The following is an 18,646-nucleotide window of genomic DNA, read 5'->3' on the forward strand; positions in this document are numbered from 1 at the left end:
AGATTTTTAGAACGTTTCCACCTTTAGAAAACACTTCTATCTCCAAAGCATCGGGACTGGTATCAGACCACAAAACTATTTCGGGACAGCCGTTGCCAAAGCCTTCGACGACGATTTTCCCGCCCATCATCTTTAATGCCAATCCTTGCACTCGACCGTTCGTAGCGCCCAATCGACGAACTGAAAAGACGGTTCTAGGCTCTGTGATCTTGATCTCCATGATCGCAACGATAGTTTTTCCATTGAAACTTATGGGCTTCCCTTTGGTGCCCATAAATGTAGAGGAGAGTGTTTCTTCCATTTTTTGATCCCAGGAATATCTCAGGTGCCTTGCCTCAGTTTGGCCTAGCGAGGTTAGCATCCCTATACCTTAAGGGATTATGAATGGCTGCTTCTGGCCGATTGCTGCCATTTACGGTGGACGAATCTCAGCTATTTGCGCCCGGTTATGCTCGTAGGCAATCGGAGAATTTCTGCCAGCTATGCACACAGACCTACAGAAGCTCCCGCTGCAAACGACTGAGCAGGACTAACGCGCATGGCTGCCCAGGCCTGTGAATCTAGCCAAATCTTCCAGACCTAGGGGTGGGGAAATTATGACTGAGGTTGATACATCCTCTCAGTTGCACCCTAGCTACCCACACCTTATAGTTCGCCCCGTCGCCAGCCATGGCCAGCGACAGGGTTTCGCAGCCCTAAAACGATTCACACCAGCACCGTCAGACATACCCCAGCCGGCTCCCGGCTGCCGAATGTTTTATGGCGGTTGTGCGTGGGAGACCTTCGGGTCTGCCGGGTTTTGGTGTAAATCGTCCGGTCTGCGAACCCGCGCACAGCTGCCACCCAATCTGTTTCGCAGCAGAGCCGGTGGTAAATCTTTTTTCTTGAGGATTTACACCATGACTACTCAACACCCGCCCCGCCGCTTCACCCCCATGTCCCAAACCGCAACCGAATACCCTGTCCTGCTCATCGACAGCGACGCCCCGCTCAGTGAGCTTCACGCCTGCGCCAGCGAGCGTCTCAATGCTGCCCTCGCCTACCTGCATCTGATGGCCTGTTCCAATGTGTCCGACTACGCCGAGCATGATGTTAATACCGTCGCCAATACCGCGCGGATCATGATCCAGGATGTGTCGGATGTATTTACGGTGATGGAGCGGCGCGGGTTTGATCTGCCTGTTGTAGGTTGATGTGATGTGAGCTGTGAGGAAACCCGCTTTGGCGGGTTTTCTGGTTTTTGTGAGGCTGAAAATGGGGAGTGGATCCAGCCTTGTTGGTGACTGTGCCGCCACCTTCGCCGCCTCGCTGGGGCTCGAGAGCTCCCACAGTTTGAGGTGTGTTTGTCAGCGGGTTAGCGTGAGATGGCGAGGGGGTGGGCGCACCGCTATGATGTGGCCTTTCGCTCAATGCCCCAGGAAACGCCCATGCCCGCCCTCACCTTCCGCAACGCCCTGCCCGCCGACGCCGCGCGTTGCTTTGAAATCGAAACCAGCGCCTACGAAGGCGATGAAGCCGCGACGCTGGAGAAGATCGCCACACGTATTGCGCAGTACCCCGAGGGCTTTTTGATTTTGGAGGCGGATGGCGCGGTGGTGGGGTTTATCAACTGTGGCTGTGCCCATCAGGTGGTGATGTCGGATGAGGCGTTCAAGGAGTTGGTGGGGCATGCGGCCGAGGCACCGAATGTGGTGATTATGTCGGTGGTGGTCGACCCTGCGCAGCAGGGTAAGGGCTATTCCAGGCTGTTGATGATGGAGTTTGTGCAGCGCATGCGCGCGATGGGCAAGCAGACGATTCATTTGATGTGCAAGGAGCAGCATGTGCCGTTGTACACGCGCATGGGTTACGGCTATGTGCAGCCGTCGCCGTCGGAGCATGGCGGGATGGCGTGGCATGAGATGGTGATGGCATTATAATCGCAGCCCATTAAGCCAACCCAGCGTCTTACCAGGCTTGCCGAATTGACTCGGCCAGCCACGCTTCACACCCCGCACTTTTGAACCATGGAAGGAACTTCCCCTCGTGACCAGCGCGACACCGCTCACCTTTCAACAAGCCTTGAAAAAAAACCTTAAACGCCTGCTGACCTTCTGGGCACCGCTTAGCGTTATCTTGACCGGCCTGGGGGCGCTGCTGGGGTTTTATACGCTGTCGACCTATGCCACTGCGATTGGGCGCCCGGACTTGATTGCGGCCGCGCTGGAGGCAAAGTCAGCCCTGCTTCCCTGGCTCGCCACCGTGATCGGGCTGCTCGCCGCGTACATGTTCATCCTGTTAGCCACGACGGTGTTATTCGGGCTTACGGTGTCTATGTTCAATGACGCTGCGCCCCTGCAGTCCACGCTCACAGCCATCATTTTGGTGCCTGTGGTGGTCGGCATTCTCGGTTTGCTATGGCTGATTTTTCAAGAGCCGTCACTGAGTAACGGCTGTAAAGGCGGCTGGACCGCGATATGGCTGGTCTTCACACTCTGTTGGACGCTGTTGATGTCCCCGTTCAGGCGTGCGGTTTGCACCTGCGCAGACAATGCCGGGCCGCCCCGCACAGCGAGCTGGCCGCTACGGTGCTGGTTCATGCTGATGGTGGTTCTGCTGCTGATCAGTACGGTGATATCCGCCATATTCCCCGCCCTCCTGATCATCAAGGCGTATACCGGGGAAGACACGCCAGAGGCTGTCGGGCGGTTGATGACGCTCTCAATGTTCGCCGCCTGCATCGCCTTGCTGCCGGTGATCATTTTCTATTTCAGTAAGGCTGATCTGTTCAACCGCGTGGTTTTAAGCTTGCTGGCAATCGTGGTCATTGGCTTGGCGATTATTAATATGTCGCCAGGCAGCCCGGGGGCAATCGTTTACTCGGCAGCACAGCTCATGAAGGTTCGAGACCCTGTGTCGGCCAATTTCATGCTGACAAAAACCTATGCCGCAGAAGATTTCGACAGCAAGGTGTGGGGCAGTGTCGAAAAAAGGCGCGGCCAGCCCGTGGTGTCAGCGTTCCCGCTGTTTTCCTTCGGCGATGTGCTGTTGTTGTGCCCAACCAGCCTGGTCGACAAGCAGCGCAAGGACTGGCCGCAAGCATCGGTTTACTGTGTACTGACCCAAAGCAGCAACGCCATTCGCGTGCCGAAAAGAGAGGTGCCAGCAGCAGCGGCGCCGACCGCCAAGCAGGTAAAAAAAACCCGCAAAAGCCCGGCCAAGTGCTCAGTGGTCGGCTCACCTTCTGGAGCTTTGCACGATGCAGCCACCACGTGTTGAAATCAGCGACCAACCCAATCCCGACGCCGAGCGCCTGCTGGGCGATGGCCTTGCCGCGTTCAATGAGGCCGTCACCGGCGGCAATGATCGTCGGCCGTTGATGGTGCTGCTCAAAGACCCGGACACTCAGCAGCTGCTCGGTGGCATCACGGGAAAAACCACCCTGGGCATGGCCTTTCTCGACCTGTTTCACTTGCCCGACTCGCTGCGCGGCTCAGGTCTGGGCAGCCAATTGCTGCAGGCCTTCGAAGAAGAAGCTCGGCGCCGGGGTTGCCGGAATGCGGTGCTGTACACCATCAGCTTCCAGGCACCAGGATTTTACGAGAAACAGGGTTGGGTGCGGTTTGGTGAAATACCCTGCCAGCCCGAAGGCAGCAGCCGGGTGTTTTTGTCCAAGCAGCTTTGAAGCTGACGGCCCCGGCGGTCTGTGCAATGATCGCAACTCGTCTCAAGGGATGGAGCCACCGCCATGTCGCTGAACACCCCGCCTCACCCTGCGCACGCGCCACGCTTCTGGCGTGATGAGCGCTTGCCGTTTATCGAGGCGCGCACCATTGCTGACGGGCGCAAGGTCACTTACACCCGTCACGCCCACGAGCATTTTTCCATCGGCGCCATCACCAGTGGGCGCAGTTATTACCACTATGGCGCGCAGACCTTCGAGATCAGCGCCGGCACGGTGGTGTTGATGAACCCCGGCGATGTGCACGCGTGCAACCCGATCCACGACCAGCATTGGTCGTATCACATGATTTACCTCGATACACCGTGGCTCACGGACCTGCAATACCAGCTGGGTTTCAGTACCGAGCAGGGTTATCGGCCGTTCAATACCCCGCATACCCGTGACACGGTGTTGTATAACGGCCTGATCGAGCTGTACGCAATCTTGTTGGATGAGCAGGCCGAGTTGCTGCAGAAAGAGAGTGCGCTGGTGAGTTATTTCACCGAGGTGCAGCAGCGCCTGAACCCGTCGCTGACGCCGGTGCGTGAGGTCAACCACAAGCTGGAGCGCGCCGCCGAGTACATCCGCGCGCACTGCACCGAAGCGTTGAAGCTGGAAGATATTTGCCTGGCGGCCGAGCTGTCGCCGTCGTATTTGATTCGTGCGTTCAAGCAGTATTACGGGTTCACGCCCCATGCGTTTCTGGTGAACCGGCGCATTCAATTTGCCCGCACGCAGTTGCGCAATGGCGAGCTGATCGCCGATGTGGCCCTGGCCGCCGGGTTTGCCGACCAGGCGCATTTTCAGCGCACCTTCAAACTGCATTTCGCCGCCACGCCGGGGCAATACCGCGACTTGCTCAAGCCATCAGCAAATAACCCACACTGGCCACCAGCAACGCGGCCATTGAGCGGTTGAACAGGCGCACACCTTGGGGGTTGCTCAGGTAGCGCCGCAAGAAGGTTCCGGCGTAGGCCCAGCACGCCACCGACAGGTAGCAGATCACCAGGTACAACCCCGCGAACAGCCACACTTGGCGCGCATCGCCATCGGCCACGAACAAGCCCATGCCCGCCACGCAGGCCAGCCAGGCCTTGGGGTTGAGCCATTGCATGATCGCGCCGTAGAGCATCGATGGCGCGGTGGCAGTGCCTTCGGCGTCGAGTCGGCCATCGTCGACCGCGAGTTTCCAGGCCATGTACAGCAAAAAGGCGACCCCGCCCCACTGGATCAACTGGGTGAGGATCGGCCAGCGCACCAGCACTTCATGCAGGCCCAGGCCGATCAGCACCAGCAGCATGGTAAAGCCCACGGCGGCGCCGACTACGTGTTTCTGGCTGGCGACAAAACCAAAGCGTGCGCCCGAACTGAGCGCCACCACATTGACCGGGCCGGGGGTGATGGACGTGGCCAAAGCGAAGGCGGCCATGGAGAGGATCAAGCTCATTGCAGTTCCTTTTGGTGATGCCGAGTGACGATGGCTTCACGGTAAAGGGCTGAGCGTGAGCGGTATTGAAGAAAATGCCCCTGACGCCTTGGAGGCTTTGCCTGAGAGCGTTTCAGGTCGCCATGTTCCCCTTATGGCGAGCCTGCATATTGTGGCGAGCAGGCTTGCCCTGCGCTGGGTGGCGAAGCCGCCCCAATCCAGGCGGCGCGGTGAGTCAGGCAGAAAGAGCCGGGGCTGCTTCGCAGCCCAACGCAGGGCAAGCCTGCTCGCCACAAMAAGCCTGTGTTCCACAACAAGCCTGTTTTCCATAACAAGCCTGTTTGCCACAACAGCCTGCTCGCCACAATGGCCCAGTCGTTATGCCGCTGGCATCTGCGTGATGATGTCTTCCAGGCCCAGCACCCGGCCATCCTCGGACACGATCTCAACCTTGCGCAGCGGCTTGAGCAAGCGCGCATCCAGCAAGTGGGTGGCGCCATCGGCCGGCTGCGTGAAGGTTTCGCCCCATTGCGCCAGGGTCACCAGTACCGGCATCAGTGCGCGGCCTTTGTCGGTGAGTTGATATTCGCTGCGCGCACCCACTTCGCTGGTGTGCAGCAGGCCTTGTTCGACCATGTCCTTGAGGCGCGTGGCGAGGATGTTTTTCGCCACGCCCAGGTGTTTTTGAAAGTCACCGAAGCGCGTCACCCCGGCGTAGGCGTCGCGGATGATCAACAGCGTCCACCAATCCCCCACCACGTCGAGCGCGCGGGCGACCGGGCAACAGTCGCCTTCCAGGCATTTGCGTTTCATCGTCGGGCCTCCGGGCAATCAGAAATATTAGGTTGCATTATAGGACCAACAGGCCCAGGATAAAAACGGTTTCATTATTAAACCTAATTCGTCGCCTGGAGTGCATCATGGATATTCGTGGAAAAGTGGTGTTGGTTACCGGTACCAATCGTGGCCTGGGCAAAGCGTTTGTCACCGCGCTGCTGGCAGCCGGTGCGGCCAAGGTGTATGCCGGTGCACGTGACCCGGCCAGTGTGGATATCCCCGGCAGCACGCCGATCGCCCTGGACATTACCGACCCGGCCAGCGTGCAGCGCGCTGCCGAGCAGTGCGGCGATGTGAGTGTGTTGATCAACAACGCGGGCTGGCTCAGGTACGGCTCGTTGCTGGCCGAAGACAGTATCGAAAACCTGCAGCAGCATTTTGAGGTGAACACCTTCGGCACCTTGCGCCTGAGCCGCGCCTTTGCGCCGATCCTGGCCAAACAAGGTGGCGGCGCGCTGATCAATATCCTCTCGGTACTGAGCTGGCTGAGCCCTCCCGGCTCCGGCGGCTACAGCACCTCCAAGTCGGCGCAGTGGGGCCTTACCAATGGCCTGCGTGGTGAGTTGCGCGAGCAGAACACCTTGGTGATCGGCGTGCACCCGGCCTACATCGACACCGACATGGTGGCGGATGTGCAGGCGCCGAAAAGCACGCCGCAGGAAGTGGTGGCCATTACCTTGAAGGCATTGAGTGAAGACCGCGAAGAAGCGCTGATCACCGACATGACCCACGCGGTAAAAGCTTCGCTGTCCACCGGCAGCCCGGTGTATTTGAGTCATTGAGCAAGCGCACACTGCCCAACTGGGGTTACTCGGTTTGAATGTGGGAGCTGGCTTGCCTGCGATGGCATCACCTCGGTGTATCAGCCATACCGAGGTGATGCCATCGCAGGCAAGCCAGCTCCCACAGGTTTTGCTTTTGATTTGAGGCGCTACGGGCTCACAACCCGCGATTACGTAGCCATTGCAAAAAGCCTTTCTTGACCGGCACCACCGGCGCGTCCTGGGTCAGGACTTGCGCGGCGTGCAGGCGGAAATCCAGCAGCGCTTTCATCGCTTCGCTGATGTCATGCCGCGCGTCCAGGCAGGGCTTGAGGTATTCATTCTCGATGCGGTACAGCGTGCAGAAAGTCTTGGCGGTAAAGTCCGCCAACGCCGCTTGCTCGGACAAAATCCCCGACTCGCCAATCACCTCGCCCGGCCCCATGCGCCCGGCTTCAAACGTGTGACCGCCCTTGATCAACATCACCGAAACCACGCCGGATTCGACGATAAACAAATGGTCGCTGACCTCCCCGGCCGGCAGGATCATCTCGCCGGCGCGGTAGGTGTGCAGGGTCATGTTCTGGCTGAAGGTGTCTTTTTCTTCCTGGCGCAGCGTGGAGAAAATCGACGACCGCTCCAGCAACGCCCGTGCAGGTGACATCGCCGGTGGCGCGCTGCTTTCGGTGGCCGACAGCACACCCACGCCCGCCGCTTGCAGGTGACGGAACGCCAGGTCGTAAAGCTGGTTACGCACTTCACGCTTTTGGCCCATGGCCGGCACGAACCCGCTGATCTCGTATTCCACGCCGCCACTGGCCGAAGTCTTGAACGCCACGCTGGGCGCGGGTGTGGCCAACAATGGCCGGCAACCTTGCATCGCACGCTCCAGCGCTTCGATCACGGTTTGCGGGCGCGCATGCGGGCTGACTTGCAGGCTGACCGCCAGGCCGAACATGTCCGCCGGGCGTGAGAAGTTGATGATCTTGGCCTTGGCCGCCAGGGAGTTGGGGATCACCGCCATGCTGCCCTGGGAGGTTTGCAGCCGCGTGGCGCGCCAGTCGATGTCGGTGACGCGGCCTTCGGTGCCGTCGATGGAGATCCAGTCATCCACCTGATACGGCTTGGTGGTGTTGAGCACGATCCCGGAAAACACGTCGCTCAAGGTGCTTTGCAACGCCAGGCCGACGATGATCGCCACCGCGCCGGAGGTGGCGAGCACGCCTTTGACCGGCAGGTCGAGCACATAGGCCATGGCGGCGATGATCGCGATCAAAAAGATCACTGCGCCCAACAAGTCTTGCAGCAAACGCCCGCCGTGCCCGACGCGATTCATCATGACCGTGCCGAGCAATACCGTGAGGGTCCGCGCGGCAAACAGCCACCAGCCGATCTGTAACGCCGTGGCGGCCAGGTGCAAGGCGGTGTTGTCACCATAGGGCGCGAGTTGCATGGGGTTCATGCCGTCGTTGAACAGCACGGCGCTGAACACCGCAAAGATCGCCAGGCGCGCGGCCAGTTTCCAGTTGGCGAGGTCGGCGGAAATAAGCCGCCACACGGCGATGTCGATAAAGATCAGCGCCACGGCGCACAGCATCGGGTGATCAGCGATAAATGAGGGCATCCAGGCGACTCCAGGGTGTAGGGCGAGAAGATCGCATGAATCGGCAATACTGAATAACAAAATGTGGGAACAGGCTTAATGTGGAAGCAGGCTTTGTGTGGGAGCAGGCTTTGTGTGGGAGCAGGCTTTGTGTGGGAGCTGGCTTGCCTGCGATGCGGACACCTCGGTATGACTGATAAACCGAGGTGATGCCATCGCAGGCAAGCCAGCTCCCACACTAACCCGCGCCACACAGGGGGTATGTGGCAACCCTTGGGTCTCGCGCTTACTTGGCGCCAGTCAGCGCGTTATAGCTGGTCAACAGGTTGCGATAGTCCGGGATGAATCAGTGATGCATCTGGCCGAACTGGCCGGACTGGAAGTCGGCAAAGGCCTGGTGAATCTCTTGCTCGGTGTTCATCACGAACGGGCCGTGGCCGACGATGGGCTCGTCGATGGGTTCACCGCTGAGCAACAGGAATACCGCGTCGTTGTTGGACTCGAGCGCGAGTTGATCGCCATCGCGTTCGAACAACGCCAGTTGCCCTTCGCGCACCAATTCCTGGCCATTAACTTGCACCGTGCCTTTGAGCACCACCAGCGCGGTGTTGCGCCCGGCGTGCAGGTCGAGGGTCACGGCCTTACCGGCATTGAGGCGCACATCCCACACGTCGACCGGCGTGAAGGTGCGGGCCGGGCCTTTTGCACCGGCAAACTTGCCGGCAATCAGGCGCAGGCTGCCGGCGTTGTCGGCCAGGGGCAGCGCCGGGATATCGCCGTCGAGGATGGTCTGGTAGCCGGCATCGGTCATTTTGTCCTTGGCCGGCAGGTTGACCCACAACTGCACCATTTCCAGCGCGCCGCCCTTTTGGGCAAACGCCTCGGAGTGGAACTCCTCATGCAGGATGCCTTTGGCCGCGGTCATCCATTGCACATCGCCTGGGCCGATGGTGCCGCCGGCGCCGGTGGAATCGCGGTGCTCGACTTCGCCCTTGTAGACGATGGTCACGGTCTCGAAGCCGCGATGCGGGTGCTGGCCGACGCCACGACGGGTTTGAGTCGGGGTGAAATCAGCCGGACCGGCGTGGTCCAGCAACAGGAACGGGCTGATGTGTTTGCCCATGGTGTCGTAGGAAAACAGCGTGCGAACCGGAAAGCCGTCGCCTACCCAATGGCTGCGTGGGCTGGTGTAGATACCGATGATGTTTTTCATGGTGTGTCTCCAAAGGCGTGAAAGCAGTGCATGTACACAGCTTAAATCCGCTACCTTTACCGCGCTAGACGGCAAAAACAACCCTTAGCGTTCTATTTGGAGAACGATAGTGGAAGACCTCAACACCCTCTATTACTTCACCCAAGTGGTCGAGCACCGTGGTTTTGCCGCCGCGGGCCGCGCGCTGGACATGCCCAAGTCGAAGCTCAGCCGGCGCATCAGCGAGCTCGAAGAGCGCCTGGGTGTGCGCCTGATCAACCGTACCAGCCGGCATTGCTCGCTCACCGAAATCGGCCAGGTCTATTACCAGCGCTGCCTGGCCATGCGGGTGGAGGCCGAAGCCGCTGCCGAAGTGATCGAGCGCAACCGTTCCGAGCCCCAGGGCATTGTGCGTTTGAGCTGCCCCACCGCCCTGCTCAACTCCTGGGTCGGGCCGATGCTGACCCGCTACATGCTCAAGTACCCGCTGGTGGAGTTGCACCTGGAGAGCACCAACCGGCGCGTGGATGTGATTCACGAAGGCTTCGACATTGCCCTGCGCATTCGCTTTCCGCCGTTGGAAGACACGGACCTGGTGATGAAGGTGCTCGGCAACAGCACCCAGTGCCTGGTGGGCAGCCCGGCGTTTGTGTCGCGGCTGTCCAGCCCGCCATTGCCGGGGGATTTGAATGGCTTGCCGAGCGTGTATTGGGGCTCGGCGCAGCGCGAATATCAGTGGGAATTGTTTGGTGAGAACGGTGCCAGCGCGGTGATCCGGCATTTCCCGCGAATGATCACCGATGACCTGTTGGCGTTGCGCCACGCGGTGTGCGCCGGGGTGGGGATTGCGCACCTGCCCAGTGTGGTGGTGCGCGAAGACATTGCTGCCGGACGCCTGGTCAATTTGATTCCGGATTGGTCACCAAGGACCGGGATCGTGCACGCGATTTTCCCTTCGCGCCGTGGGCTGTTGCCGTCGGTGCGTACGTTGATTGATTTTCTCGGCGAGGAATTCGCGCACAGCGACATGGCCTGACCGCTGATCGTTCCCACGCTCCGCGTGGGAATGCATCCGGTGACGCTCTGCGTCACGACTGCCAGAGCGGGACGCGGAGCGTCCGGGGCGGCATTCCCACGCGGAGCGTGGGAACGATCAGGCCGCGGCCAGCAGCGCCCGGCGCTGGCGCAACAGCTGGAACGCCACAAACGCCGACACCGCAAAGCTTGCCTGGATCATGATCATCGGCGTGGCACTGCCATCACGCAGATGGCTCAGCAACAGCCCACTGCACGTTGCGCCAAACATCTGCGAAAAGCCCATCAACCCTGCGGCCAAACCCGCGCGATGTGCGTTGGGCATCACGCCGCCCGTCACCGAGCCCGGCAACACCAGGCCGCCGCCGAGGGTGACCAATGCCACCGGAATATCCAGGCCCAGCGCCGACAGGCCGAACAGCTCGTAAATCACCACCGCCAAAATCCCGCCGATGGCCACCAGCGTCACGCCCATTGACACAATGCGTTGCGGCCCCAGGCGCAGGATATTGCGCCGGGTGTAGGTAGAACCCACGATCAGCATCGACACGATCAGGCCAAAATTAAGCCCGTACTCCAGGCTGCTGAACCCCAGCAAGTTGATAAACACCGCCGATGAACCCGCGATCACCGCGAACATCGCGCCGTAGGTGCAGGCCAACGCCACCGCGTACGCCCGATACTGGCGGCCCTTGAGCAGATCCAGGTATTGCCCGCCGAGGGTGCGCCAATGCCCGGCCTTGGGGTCCAGAAAGTGATTGCTCTCGCGAAAGAACAGCAGCGCCAACACCAGCACTACGCTGCCGATCACCAGCGCCAGCATGATCGGCGCCTGCCAGCCCAGCAGCTTGATCAGCAACCCGCCAATCATCGGCGCCACAACGATGGCGTAGAGCATGCCGATCATGGTCAACGCCAGCGCCGGCCCCGCTTCAGCCTTCCACACATCTCGCACCACCGTGCGCGCCAACACCAACGCGGCGCAGGCGCCCAGGCCTTGCAGCACGCGGGCGGCAATGAACTGTTGAATGTCGCTGACCAGCAGCATCGACAGGGTTGCCAGCACATACAGCGCCAGGCCGCCAAGCAGCACGGGGCGACGGCCGATGCGGTCCGACAGCGGCCCGAACAGCAACTGCCCAAGGCCAAAGGCGGCGACAAATGCCGACAACGCCAGCAACGCCGAACCCGCTGGCGCCGCCAGTGCCTGCTCGATAGCGCCCAGGCCGGGGATCAGCAATTGGGTCGAGACTTCACCGAGTGCGGTGAGCGCCACCAGTAAAAACAACAGGCTTCGCGACGGGGCCGGGGCGTTCGACATAAGGAATATCCGGGGGCTGGATTAATTTATATTTCGACCATAATATGAGCAAAAAATTATGTCCATAATTTTTTATCCATTGGCCACCCCTGGAGCCCGTCATGCACCCTCTTCCCCTGCGTCTTCTCACGCCCCTGGGCCTGTTGATTGTCCTCAGCGGCTGCAACAGCAAGGCCGACACCGCCGCCGAAGTGCCCCTGCCGCGTCCCGTTCTGGCCGCCAAGGTAGAAGCCGCCGGCACCCAGCAAAGCGCCTACACCGGCGTGGTCGCGGCGCGCACCGAAAGCGATTTGGGCTTCCGGGTCAGCGGCAAAGTCATCGAACGCAAGGTCGACCCCGGCCAGCACGTCGCCCGTGGTGATACCTTATTGGTACTGGACATCGGCGACTTCGAACTGGCCCTGCGCTCGGCCAAAAACCGCGTCAACGCGGCACAGGCCCAATTGCGCCAGCGCCGTGATGACGAAAACCGCTACCAGCGCCTGGCCAGTACCGGCGCTGTGTCGCGGCAGATCTTCGACCAGTCGGCGACCAACCTTCGCGTGGCCGAAGCCGAACTGGCCGCGGCGCAATCGGATGCCAGCCAGATCGAAAACCGCCGCACTTACTCGGTGCTCAAGGCTGACGGCGACGGCATCATCACCGATGTGCGCGTGGATCGCGGCCAAGTGGTCGCCGAAGGCCAGATCGTGGCGCGCCTGGCCCATGACGGCGCCCGCGAAGCCATCGTCAACCTGCCGGAAAACCAGCGTGACCAGGCCGCGCAAAAAGCCCTGGCCTTCCCGTTCGGCGCACAGGACCAGGCCGTGACAGCCACCCTGCGCGAGCTGTCGGCCAGCGCCGACCCCACCACCCGCACCTACCGCGCACGCTACGTGCTGCATGGCGCTGTCGACCGTTTTGCGCTCGGCTCGACCATCACCGTGCGCCTGCAAGGCAACGGCCAGGCCCAGCAAACCCGCGTGCCCATCGGCGCGTTGCAGGATGCGGGGCAAGGCACCGGCGTGTGGGTGATTGGCGCGGACGACAAGGTCAGCTTCGCCCCCGTCAACGTGGCCAGCCTCGGCCAGGAAGACGCGCTGCTCGACAGTGGCGTAACGCCCGGCCAGATCGTCGTCGCCCTTGGCGCGCACTTGCTGCACAGCGGCGACACGGTGCGCCTGCTGCCGGCCCAGACACTGGCCCTCAACCGTAAACAGGACCACTGAGCATGCGCGGCATCAACCTCTCCGAACTGGCGGTAAAGCACCGCGCCGTCACGCTGTTTCTGATCATTGCGATCCTCGCCGCCGGAATCTTCTCGTTCGGCAAGCTGGGGCGCGCCGAAGACCCATCGTTTACCGTCAAGGTCATGACCATCACCGCCGCCTGGCCGGGCGCCACCGCCCAGGAGATGCAGGAACAGGTCGCCGACCGCCTGGAAAAACGCCTGCAGGAACTGGACTACTACGACCGTGTAGAGACCATCGCCCAGCCGGGTTTTGTGTCGATGCGCATGACCTACAAGGAATCCACGCGCCCCAGCGAGATCCAGGACCTGTTCTACCAGACCCGCAAAAAGCTCAGCGACGAAGCGGCGAAACTGCCCAAAGGCGTGATCGGGCCGTTCTTCAATGACGAATATTCCGATGTGTATTTCGCCCTGTATGCGCTGGAAGCCGAACACCTGCCCCATCGCCAGCAAGTGCAGATGGCCGAGGACTTGCGCCAGGGCTTACTTAACCTGCCGGGCGTGAAGAAGGTCAATATCCTCGGCGAGCAGGCGCAGCGAATCTTCGTCGAGTTCTCCTATGAGCGCCTGGCCACGCTGGGCCTCAAGCCAGACCAGATCTTCGCCGCCCTCGCCGCGCAAAATGCGGTGGCGCCGTCGGGCTTTGTCGAAACCGCCGGCGCGCGTGCCTATATCCGCATCGACGGCGCCTTCGACAGCCTGGCGCTGATCGAAAACGTACCGCTGGAAGTCAACGGCCGCGTGTTGCGCATTGCCGATGTGGCGACCGTGAGCCGTGGTTATGAAGACCCGCCCAGCTACCGCATCCGCCATCAGGGCGACCCGGCGCTGATGCTTGGCGTGATCATGGAGAAACACTGGAACGGCCTGGAACTGGACAAAAGCCTCAAGGCCCAGGAAGCCAGAATCCAGGCAGACCTGCCGCTGGGGGTGAACTTCGCCAAGGTCTCCGACCAGGCGAAAAACATCAGCCTGGCGGTGAATGAATTCATGCTCAAGTTCTTCGTCGCCCTGGCCGTGGTGATGGTGATCAGCCTGTTGGCCCTGGGCTTTCGCGTCGGGCTGGTGGTGGCTGCCGCGGTGCCGCTGACCTTGTCAGTGGTGTTTGTGATCATGCTGCTCACCGGGCGTGAATTTGACCGCATTACCTTGGGCGCACTGATTATTTCCCTGGGTTTGCTGGTGGACGACGCGATCATCGCCATCGAGATGATGGTGGTAAAACTCGAAGAAGGGTTTGACCGGATTCACGCCGCCACGTTTGCCTGGAGCTCCACTGCGGCGCCGATGCTCACCGGCACCTTGGTGACCATCATCGGCTTTCTGCCGGTAGGTTTTGCGCGCTCAGGCGCTGGGGAATATGCCGGCAATATCTTCTGGATCGTCGGTTTTGCGCTGATCTCGTCCTGGCTGGTGGCCGTGGTATTCACGCCGTACCTGGGCGTGAAGTTGCTGCCGCAGATCAAACCGGTGCCAGGCGGGCATGACGCGATTTACGCCGGCCGTTATTACCAGAAACTGCGCAGCCTGGTCGAAGCCTGCGTGCGCCAGCGCTGGCTGGTCACTGGCCTGGTGGTCGGCGCCTTTGTGCTGTGCGTGCTGGGCATGGGCGTGGTGAAAAAGCAGTTTTTCCCCAACTCCGACCGTTCCGAGCTGATCCTTGAGGTGTACATGCCGCCTGGCAGCGCCTTCAAAAGCACCGAAGCGGTGGCGGCGCAGCTGGAAAAAGCCTTGCTGCAAGAGCCGCAAACCAGCCTGGTCGACACCTATGTGGGCGGCGGTGCGCCACGCTTTTTCCTGTCGCTGAACCCCGAACTGCCCGACCCGGCATTTGCCAAACTGATTGTGCAAACCCCGGACTCCCATGCCCGTGACGCATTGAAAGTGCGCATGCGTGAACGCATTGCCGCCGGTGAATTCCCGGCAGCGCGGGTGCGCGTCACGCAATTGCTGTTTGGCCCGCCGGTGCCGTTCCCGGTGGTGTTTCGTGTGTCCGGGCCGAACCTGGATGTGCTGCGCGGGGTGTCCGAAGACGTGCGCCGCGTCGTGGCGGCCAACACGCTGACCAAGGACGCTTTCCTCGACTGGGGCGAGCGCACCAGCGGCTATCGGCTGGTGCTGGACCAGGACCGCCTGCGCCTGCTGGGCTTCACGCCCAACGAGGTCAAATCCCAGCTCAACGCCCTGCTCAGCGGCAACCCGATCACCGAAGTGCGCGAAGGCAACCGCACCGTCTCGGTGGTCGCGCGCGCCCAGGGCAACCAGCGCGAAAACCTCGGCAACCTCAACAACATGACCCTCACCAACAACGCCGGCACCTCGGTGCCGCTGGCCCAGGTCGGGCACTTCCAGGCGGTGATGGAAGAGCCGATCCTCAAACGTCGCAACCGTGCAAGCACCGTGGAAGTGCGCGCCGACATCATCGACGGCGTGCAACCGCCCGACGTGGAAATGGCCGTGTACAAAGACCTGCAACCCTTGATCGCCAAGCTGCCCGCCGGTTACCAGATCGAGATCGGCGGCCCGGTGGAAGAAAGCGCCAAGGCCAACGTGGCGCTGGCGGCACTGTTCCCGATCATGATTTTGCTGACCCTCACGGTGATCATGTTCCAGGTGCGCTCGTTCGGCGTGATGTTCATGGTCTTTGCCACGGCGCCGCTGGGCTTGATTGGCGCGGTGCCGACCTTGCTGCTGTTCAACCAGCCGTTCGGGTTTAACGCGATTCTGGGCCTGATCGGCATCGGCGGCATTCTGATGCGCAACACGCTGATCTTTACCGACCAGATCCGCCAGAACCAGGACCATGGCATGGCGGTGCGCGAGGCGATTATCGAAGCCACCGTGCGCCGGGCGCGGCCGGTGATCCTGACCGCATTGGCGGCGGCGCTGGCGTTTATTCCGTTGACGCTGTCGGTGTTCTGGTCGTCCCTGGCCTACGTGCTGATTGGCGGGGTGCTGGTAGGCACCGTGTTGACGCTGTTGTTCCTGCCGGCGCTGTGCAGCCTGGTGATTGGGCGGGAGCGCACAAAGGCCGTTGAAACTTCCCACATAACCACCGGATAAGCTCTACAGAGTTGTCCTGAAAACATCTGCAAAGTCCTTCGCCTGATCACACAGTGCGAGGGATTGCAGATGGTTTTTCCGACTTACAAGGTTGTCTTTTGATCGCCGCCACCGGCCAGACTATTGGCCTGTTGGTGCTGGCGGCCATGGATTCGAAGACGCGGGACGTCGAGTCCGTGCTTGGCGATTTCAGGCGCTGCCTCAATACCTACGATGCCTGGGCAGAAAGCTTTTTCAGCTTTTCAGCGCTGGACGTCGAACAAGTGTTCAAGGTCGGTGACGAAGTGGCGCTGGTGGCGCCGATTGACCGTTCGATCATTCCCAGCACTACCGTCGCCACCTGCCAGACCAACGGCACGTTGACCCTGGTGCACATGTTCCAAAGCGCGCGCTTTGTGCCCATCGGCAATACGCCGGTGGTGCTGCAACGCGTCGATCCCGACGGTGGCCCATTGGGCGATCCGATCCACAAGACCATCGGCCCTGGTGGCATTCTCGAAATCACCGAGTGTGATCGCAACCAGCAGTACCGGGTCAATTTTTACCCCAACGTTTCCAGCGAACACTTCAAAGCGCTGTATGCCTCGTATCAGTCGGTGATCGCGCCGCTGGAAGGTTGGCTGCGCAGCGAATGGAGCGGCACATTTGCACCACTGTGGCAGGACTACTCCGAGGCCAATGTCCTCAAGCGTTATCTGTTGCTGGACCAGGCGTATGCCAAGGGGTTTGGCCAGGCGCTGTACTCACTCTGGGACAGCCTCAAGCAGCTGTTTGAGTGGCTTGCACACCCGCTGGACAACGCTGAAAAGCTGCTGAGCTATCTGTCCCAGGCCGAGTTTGAACAGCTGCTGAATGTGAGCGCCGAGGCGCTTGCGAAAGGTCTGCTGGTGCTCAGCGACGAGCCGCTGTTGTTCATCTACCTGTCGGCCATGGTCAGTTGGATGCGGTTGTTGCCGCCCGCGTACATGAACGCGTTGCTGGGTGAGATCAGCGCCGACGTGCTGATCAACCTGGTGCTGGCCCTGGCCACGGGCGGTATGGGGATTGCGATACGCATGAGCGCCCAGGTGCTGGGCGGCATCAAGTCTCGGCGTGCGCGCCAGTGGTTGGAGCAACTGGCCGGACAATTCGGTAAATCTCGCCTGGGTGAGCATGTCGAGGCGGCCAAGCCGATCTTGCTGGGCAGTGCCGCGACGCCGATCAAGACCGTGCCGGTTGCGCCGCTGAAGGCTGGGGATCAGTTGGTTGCCAACCCGGTGCCGGCGGTGCGCGGCAAGACGCAGCAGACCGCGTTGGTGCGCCAGGAACCTGTGGATGATGTGCCGGCTTCGGGCAAGAACCTCAATGGCGATGCGGCGGCTGCGGCGAACAAAACCGTTACCAATGGTTGCCCGGTGTCGATGGTCACCGGCGAGGAATTGCTGACCCTCACCGATGGCACGCTGGACGGGATTTTGCCGTTTGAGTGGACGCGGTTGTATCGCACCAGTGCGGTGGAAGTGGATTGCGGGTTGGGGTTTGGCTGGAGTCATTCGCTGGCGCAGCGGTTGGTGGTTTCGGGTGATTCGGTGGTGTGGACGGATCATGAGAACCGCCGTACTGAGTTTGTGCTGCCCTCCGCTGCTCGACCGGCGATTACCAACAGCTTGGCTGAAGCGNGGTGATTCGGTGGTGTGGACGGATCATGAGAACCGCCGTACTGAGTTTGTGCTGCCCTCCGCTGCTCGACCGGCGATTACCAACAGCTTGGCTGAAGCGGCGATTTATTTGGGTGAATTGCCCGATGAGTTGGTGCTGGCTCAGGCGTCGCGTTTTTATCACTTTCGCGATGGCGTGCTGGTTGCCATCAGCGATGCGTATGACAACCGACTGCGGGTTTTCCGTGATCGTTCGGGGCGGGTTGAGCGGCTGGACAATGGTGTAGGCCGCTCGCTGCTGTTGCGGTATGAATTGGGCCGCATTGTGGCGGTGGACTATCAGGTTCATCGGGCCAAAGGGCATGAGCCGTTTGAATGGGTCACCGAGCAGAAAGTTGTTTCCTACACCTATGACGAACTTGGCCGACTGGTCTCTGCGACCAATGCTGTGGGTGAAAGCGAGGTTTACCGGTACGACGAGCAGCACGTCATTCTTGAGCGTGGGTTGGCCGGTGGGGCGAGCTTCTTTTGGGAATGGGAACGGGCGGGTAAGGCGGCGCGGTGTGTTCGGCACTGGGCCAGCTTTTCGCAGATGGATACGCGGNTGGCCGGTGGGGCGAGCTTCTTTTGGGAATGGGAACGGGCGGGTAAGGCGGCGCGGTGTGTTCGGCACTGGGCCAGCTTTTCGCAGATGGATACGCGGTATGCCTGGGGCGATGACGGCCGTGTCACGGTGCATAACGCTGATGGCAGCCGGGAAGTGTATGTCCACGATGACCGCGCACGCTTGGTGCAGCGCATTGATCCGGACGGYGCTGAACACTTCAAGTCTTATGA

General features: G+C 60.9%; 16 protein-coding genes and 2 pseudogenes. 12 read left to right on the forward strand and 6 right to left on the reverse strand.

Features of this window, described 5'->3' with window-relative positions; all coding sequences use genetic code 11:
* Positions 1–301: hypothetical protein (locus ASE80_RS19290; protein WP_177336531.1), on the reverse strand; the 301-nt coding region annotated here is incomplete at its 3' end.
* Between the two features lie 598 nt (positions 302–899).
* Between ASE80_RS19290 and ASE80_RS19295 the strand changes: the two genes are divergently transcribed.
* The 5 genes from ASE80_RS19295 to ASE80_RS19315 all read left to right on the forward strand — a co-directional run bounded on the left by ASE80_RS19295 (position 900) and on the right by ASE80_RS19315 (position 4,621).
* Entirely contained in the window at positions 900–1,193 is a 294-nt protein-coding gene (locus tag ASE80_RS19295) for a hypothetical protein (protein ID WP_056860377.1), read from the forward strand.
* Positions 1,194–1,427: 234 nt separating this feature from the next.
* Complete coding sequence (locus ASE80_RS19300; RefSeq protein ID WP_056860378.1) at positions 1,428–1,919, forward strand: GNAT family N-acetyltransferase; 492 nt, start codon at positions 1,428–1,430, stop codon at positions 1,917–1,919.
* Positions 1,920–2,025: 106 nt separating this feature from the next.
* Positions 2,026–3,258 carry a hypothetical protein gene (locus tag ASE80_RS19305; RefSeq protein ID WP_056860379.1) on the forward strand — a complete coding sequence of 411 codons (1,233 nt, stop codon included), beginning with the start codon at positions 2,026–2,028 and terminating at the stop codon, positions 3,256–3,258.
* Complete coding sequence (locus ASE80_RS19310; protein WP_056860380.1) at positions 3,239–3,664, forward strand: GNAT family N-acetyltransferase; 426 nt, start codon at positions 3,239–3,241, stop codon at positions 3,662–3,664. Before ASE80_RS19305 ends, ASE80_RS19310 begins: the two co-directional genes overlap by 20 nt.
* A 63-nt stretch (positions 3,665–3,727) precedes the next feature.
* Positions 3,728–4,621 carry an AraC family transcriptional regulator gene (locus tag ASE80_RS19315; protein WP_056860381.1) on the forward strand — a complete coding sequence of 298 codons (894 nt, stop codon included), beginning with the start codon at positions 3,728–3,730 and terminating at the stop codon, positions 4,619–4,621.
* Here the strand turns inward: ASE80_RS19315 and ASE80_RS19320 are convergent.
* A complete protein-coding gene (locus tag ASE80_RS19320; protein WP_056860382.1) occupies positions 4,563–5,150 on the reverse strand; it encodes a LysE family translocator in 588 nt (195 codons plus the stop codon). The genes ASE80_RS19315 and ASE80_RS19320 overlap by 59 nt on opposite strands.
* 357 nt (positions 5,151–5,507) lie before the next feature.
* Positions 5,508–5,942, reverse strand: coding sequence for a winged helix-turn-helix transcriptional regulator (locus ASE80_RS19325; RefSeq protein ID WP_056860383.1), 435 nt, complete (start codon positions 5,940–5,942; stop codon positions 5,508–5,510).
* 107 nt (positions 5,943–6,049) lie between these two features.
* Between ASE80_RS19325 and ASE80_RS19330 the strand changes: the two genes are divergently transcribed.
* Positions 6,050–6,748 (forward strand): SDR family oxidoreductase, encoded by a 699-nt coding sequence (locus tag ASE80_RS19330; RefSeq protein WP_056860384.1) that lies wholly within the window; start codon positions 6,050–6,052, stop codon positions 6,746–6,748.
* A gap of 157 nt (positions 6,749–6,905) precedes the next feature.
* Here the strand turns inward: ASE80_RS19330 and ASE80_RS19335 are convergent, their stop codons facing one another.
* Positions 6,906–8,351: a mechanosensitive ion channel domain-containing protein gene (locus tag ASE80_RS19335; protein ID WP_056860385.1), complete on the reverse strand. Its 1,446-nt coding sequence runs from the start codon at positions 8,349–8,351 to the stop codon at positions 6,906–6,908.
* A 325-nt stretch (positions 8,352–8,676) separates the two neighbouring features.
* Entirely contained in the window at positions 8,677–9,543 is an 867-nt protein-coding gene (locus ASE80_RS19340) for a pirin family protein (RefSeq protein ID WP_056860386.1), read from the reverse strand.
* A 109-nt stretch (positions 9,544–9,652) separates the two neighbouring features.
* Here ASE80_RS19340 and ASE80_RS19345 point away from each other — a divergent pair, with 109 nt between their 5' ends.
* Entirely contained in the window at positions 9,653–10,558 is a 906-nt protein-coding gene (locus ASE80_RS19345; protein WP_201784836.1) for a LysR family transcriptional regulator, read from the forward strand.
* Between the two features lie 117 nt (positions 10,559–10,675).
* Here the strand turns inward: ASE80_RS19345 and ASE80_RS19350 are convergent, their stop codons facing one another.
* On the reverse strand, positions 10,676–11,878 hold the full coding sequence (locus ASE80_RS19350; protein ID WP_056860388.1) for a multidrug effflux MFS transporter: 1,203 nt from the start codon (positions 11,876–11,878) through the stop codon (positions 10,676–10,678).
* 101 nt (positions 11,879–11,979) lie between these two features.
* Between ASE80_RS19350 and ASE80_RS19355 the strand changes: the two genes are divergently transcribed.
* The 5 genes and pseudogenes from ASE80_RS19355 to ASE80_RS31535 all read left to right on the forward strand — a co-directional run.
* On the forward strand, positions 11,980–13,086 hold the full coding sequence (locus tag ASE80_RS19355; protein ID WP_056860389.1) for an efflux RND transporter periplasmic adaptor subunit: 1,107 nt from the start codon (positions 11,980–11,982) through the stop codon (positions 13,084–13,086).
* Positions 13,087–13,088: 2 nt separating this feature from the next.
* The gene (locus ASE80_RS19360; protein WP_056860390.1) at positions 13,089–16,172 is read left to right on the forward strand and encodes an efflux RND transporter permease subunit; all 3,084 of its coding nucleotides are present in this window, start codon (positions 13,089–13,091) and stop codon (positions 16,170–16,172) included.
* 146 nt (positions 16,173–16,318) lie between these two features.
* Positions 16,319–17,830 (forward strand): DUF6531 domain-containing protein (locus ASE80_RS31525; protein ID WP_236708852.1); only part of this gene is annotated, 1,512 nt, incomplete at its 3' end.
* A gap of 1 nt (position 17,831) precedes the next feature.
* Positions 17,832–18,413, forward strand: a pseudogene (locus ASE80_RS31530) (RHS repeat domain-containing protein); the annotation flags it as partial.
* Between the two features lies 1 nt (position 18,414).
* Positions 18,415–18,646, forward strand: a pseudogene (locus tag ASE80_RS31535) (hypothetical protein); the annotation flags it as partial.

The sequence above is a fragment of the Pseudomonas sp. Leaf15 genome, assembly GCF_001421425.1.
GTDB classification, from domain to species: Bacteria; Pseudomonadota; Gammaproteobacteria; order Pseudomonadales; family Pseudomonadaceae; genus Aquipseudomonas; species Aquipseudomonas salomonii.

Bases quoted from the DNA above. Each gene is read 5' to 3' on its own strand.
- ASE80_RS19295 (WP_056860377.1), top strand. From the start codon at position 900: ATGACTACTCAACACCCGCCCCGCCGCTTCACCCCCATGTCCCAAACC.
- ASE80_RS19300 (WP_056860378.1), top strand. From the start codon at position 1,428: ATGCCCGCCCTCACCTTCCGCAACGCCCTGCCCGCCGACGCCGCGCGT.
- ASE80_RS19310 (WP_056860380.1), top strand. From the start codon at position 3,239: ATGCAGCCACCACGTGTTGAAATCAGCGACCAACCCAATCCCGACGCC.
- ASE80_RS19315 (WP_056860381.1), top strand. From the start codon at position 3,728: ATGTCGCTGAACACCCCGCCTCACCCTGCGCACGCGCCACGCTTCTGG.
- ASE80_RS19320 (WP_056860382.1), bottom strand. From the start codon at position 5,150: ATGAGCTTGATCCTCTCCATGGCCGCCTTCGCTTTGGCCACGTCCATC.
- ASE80_RS19325 (WP_056860383.1), bottom strand. From the start codon at position 5,942: ATGAAACGCAAATGCCTGGAAGGCGACTGTTGCCCGGTCGCCCGCGCG.
- ASE80_RS19330 (WP_056860384.1), top strand. From the start codon at position 6,050: ATGGATATTCGTGGAAAAGTGGTGTTGGTTACCGGTACCAATCGTGGC.
- ASE80_RS19335 (WP_056860385.1), bottom strand. From the start codon at position 8,351: ATGCCCTCATTTATCGCTGATCACCCGATGCTGTGCGCCGTGGCGCTG.
- ASE80_RS19340 (WP_056860386.1), bottom strand. From the start codon at position 9,543: ATGAAAAACATCATCGGTATCTACACCAGCCCACGCAGCCATTGGGTA.
- ASE80_RS19350 (WP_056860388.1), bottom strand. From the start codon at position 11,878: ATGTCGAACGCCCCGGCCCCGTCGCGAAGCCTGTTGTTTTTACTGGTG.
- ASE80_RS19355 (WP_056860389.1), top strand. From the start codon at position 11,980: ATGCACCCTCTTCCCCTGCGTCTTCTCACGCCCCTGGGCCTGTTGATT.
- ASE80_RS19360 (WP_056860390.1), top strand. From the start codon at position 13,089: ATGCGCGGCATCAACCTCTCCGAACTGGCGGTAAAGCACCGCGCCGTC.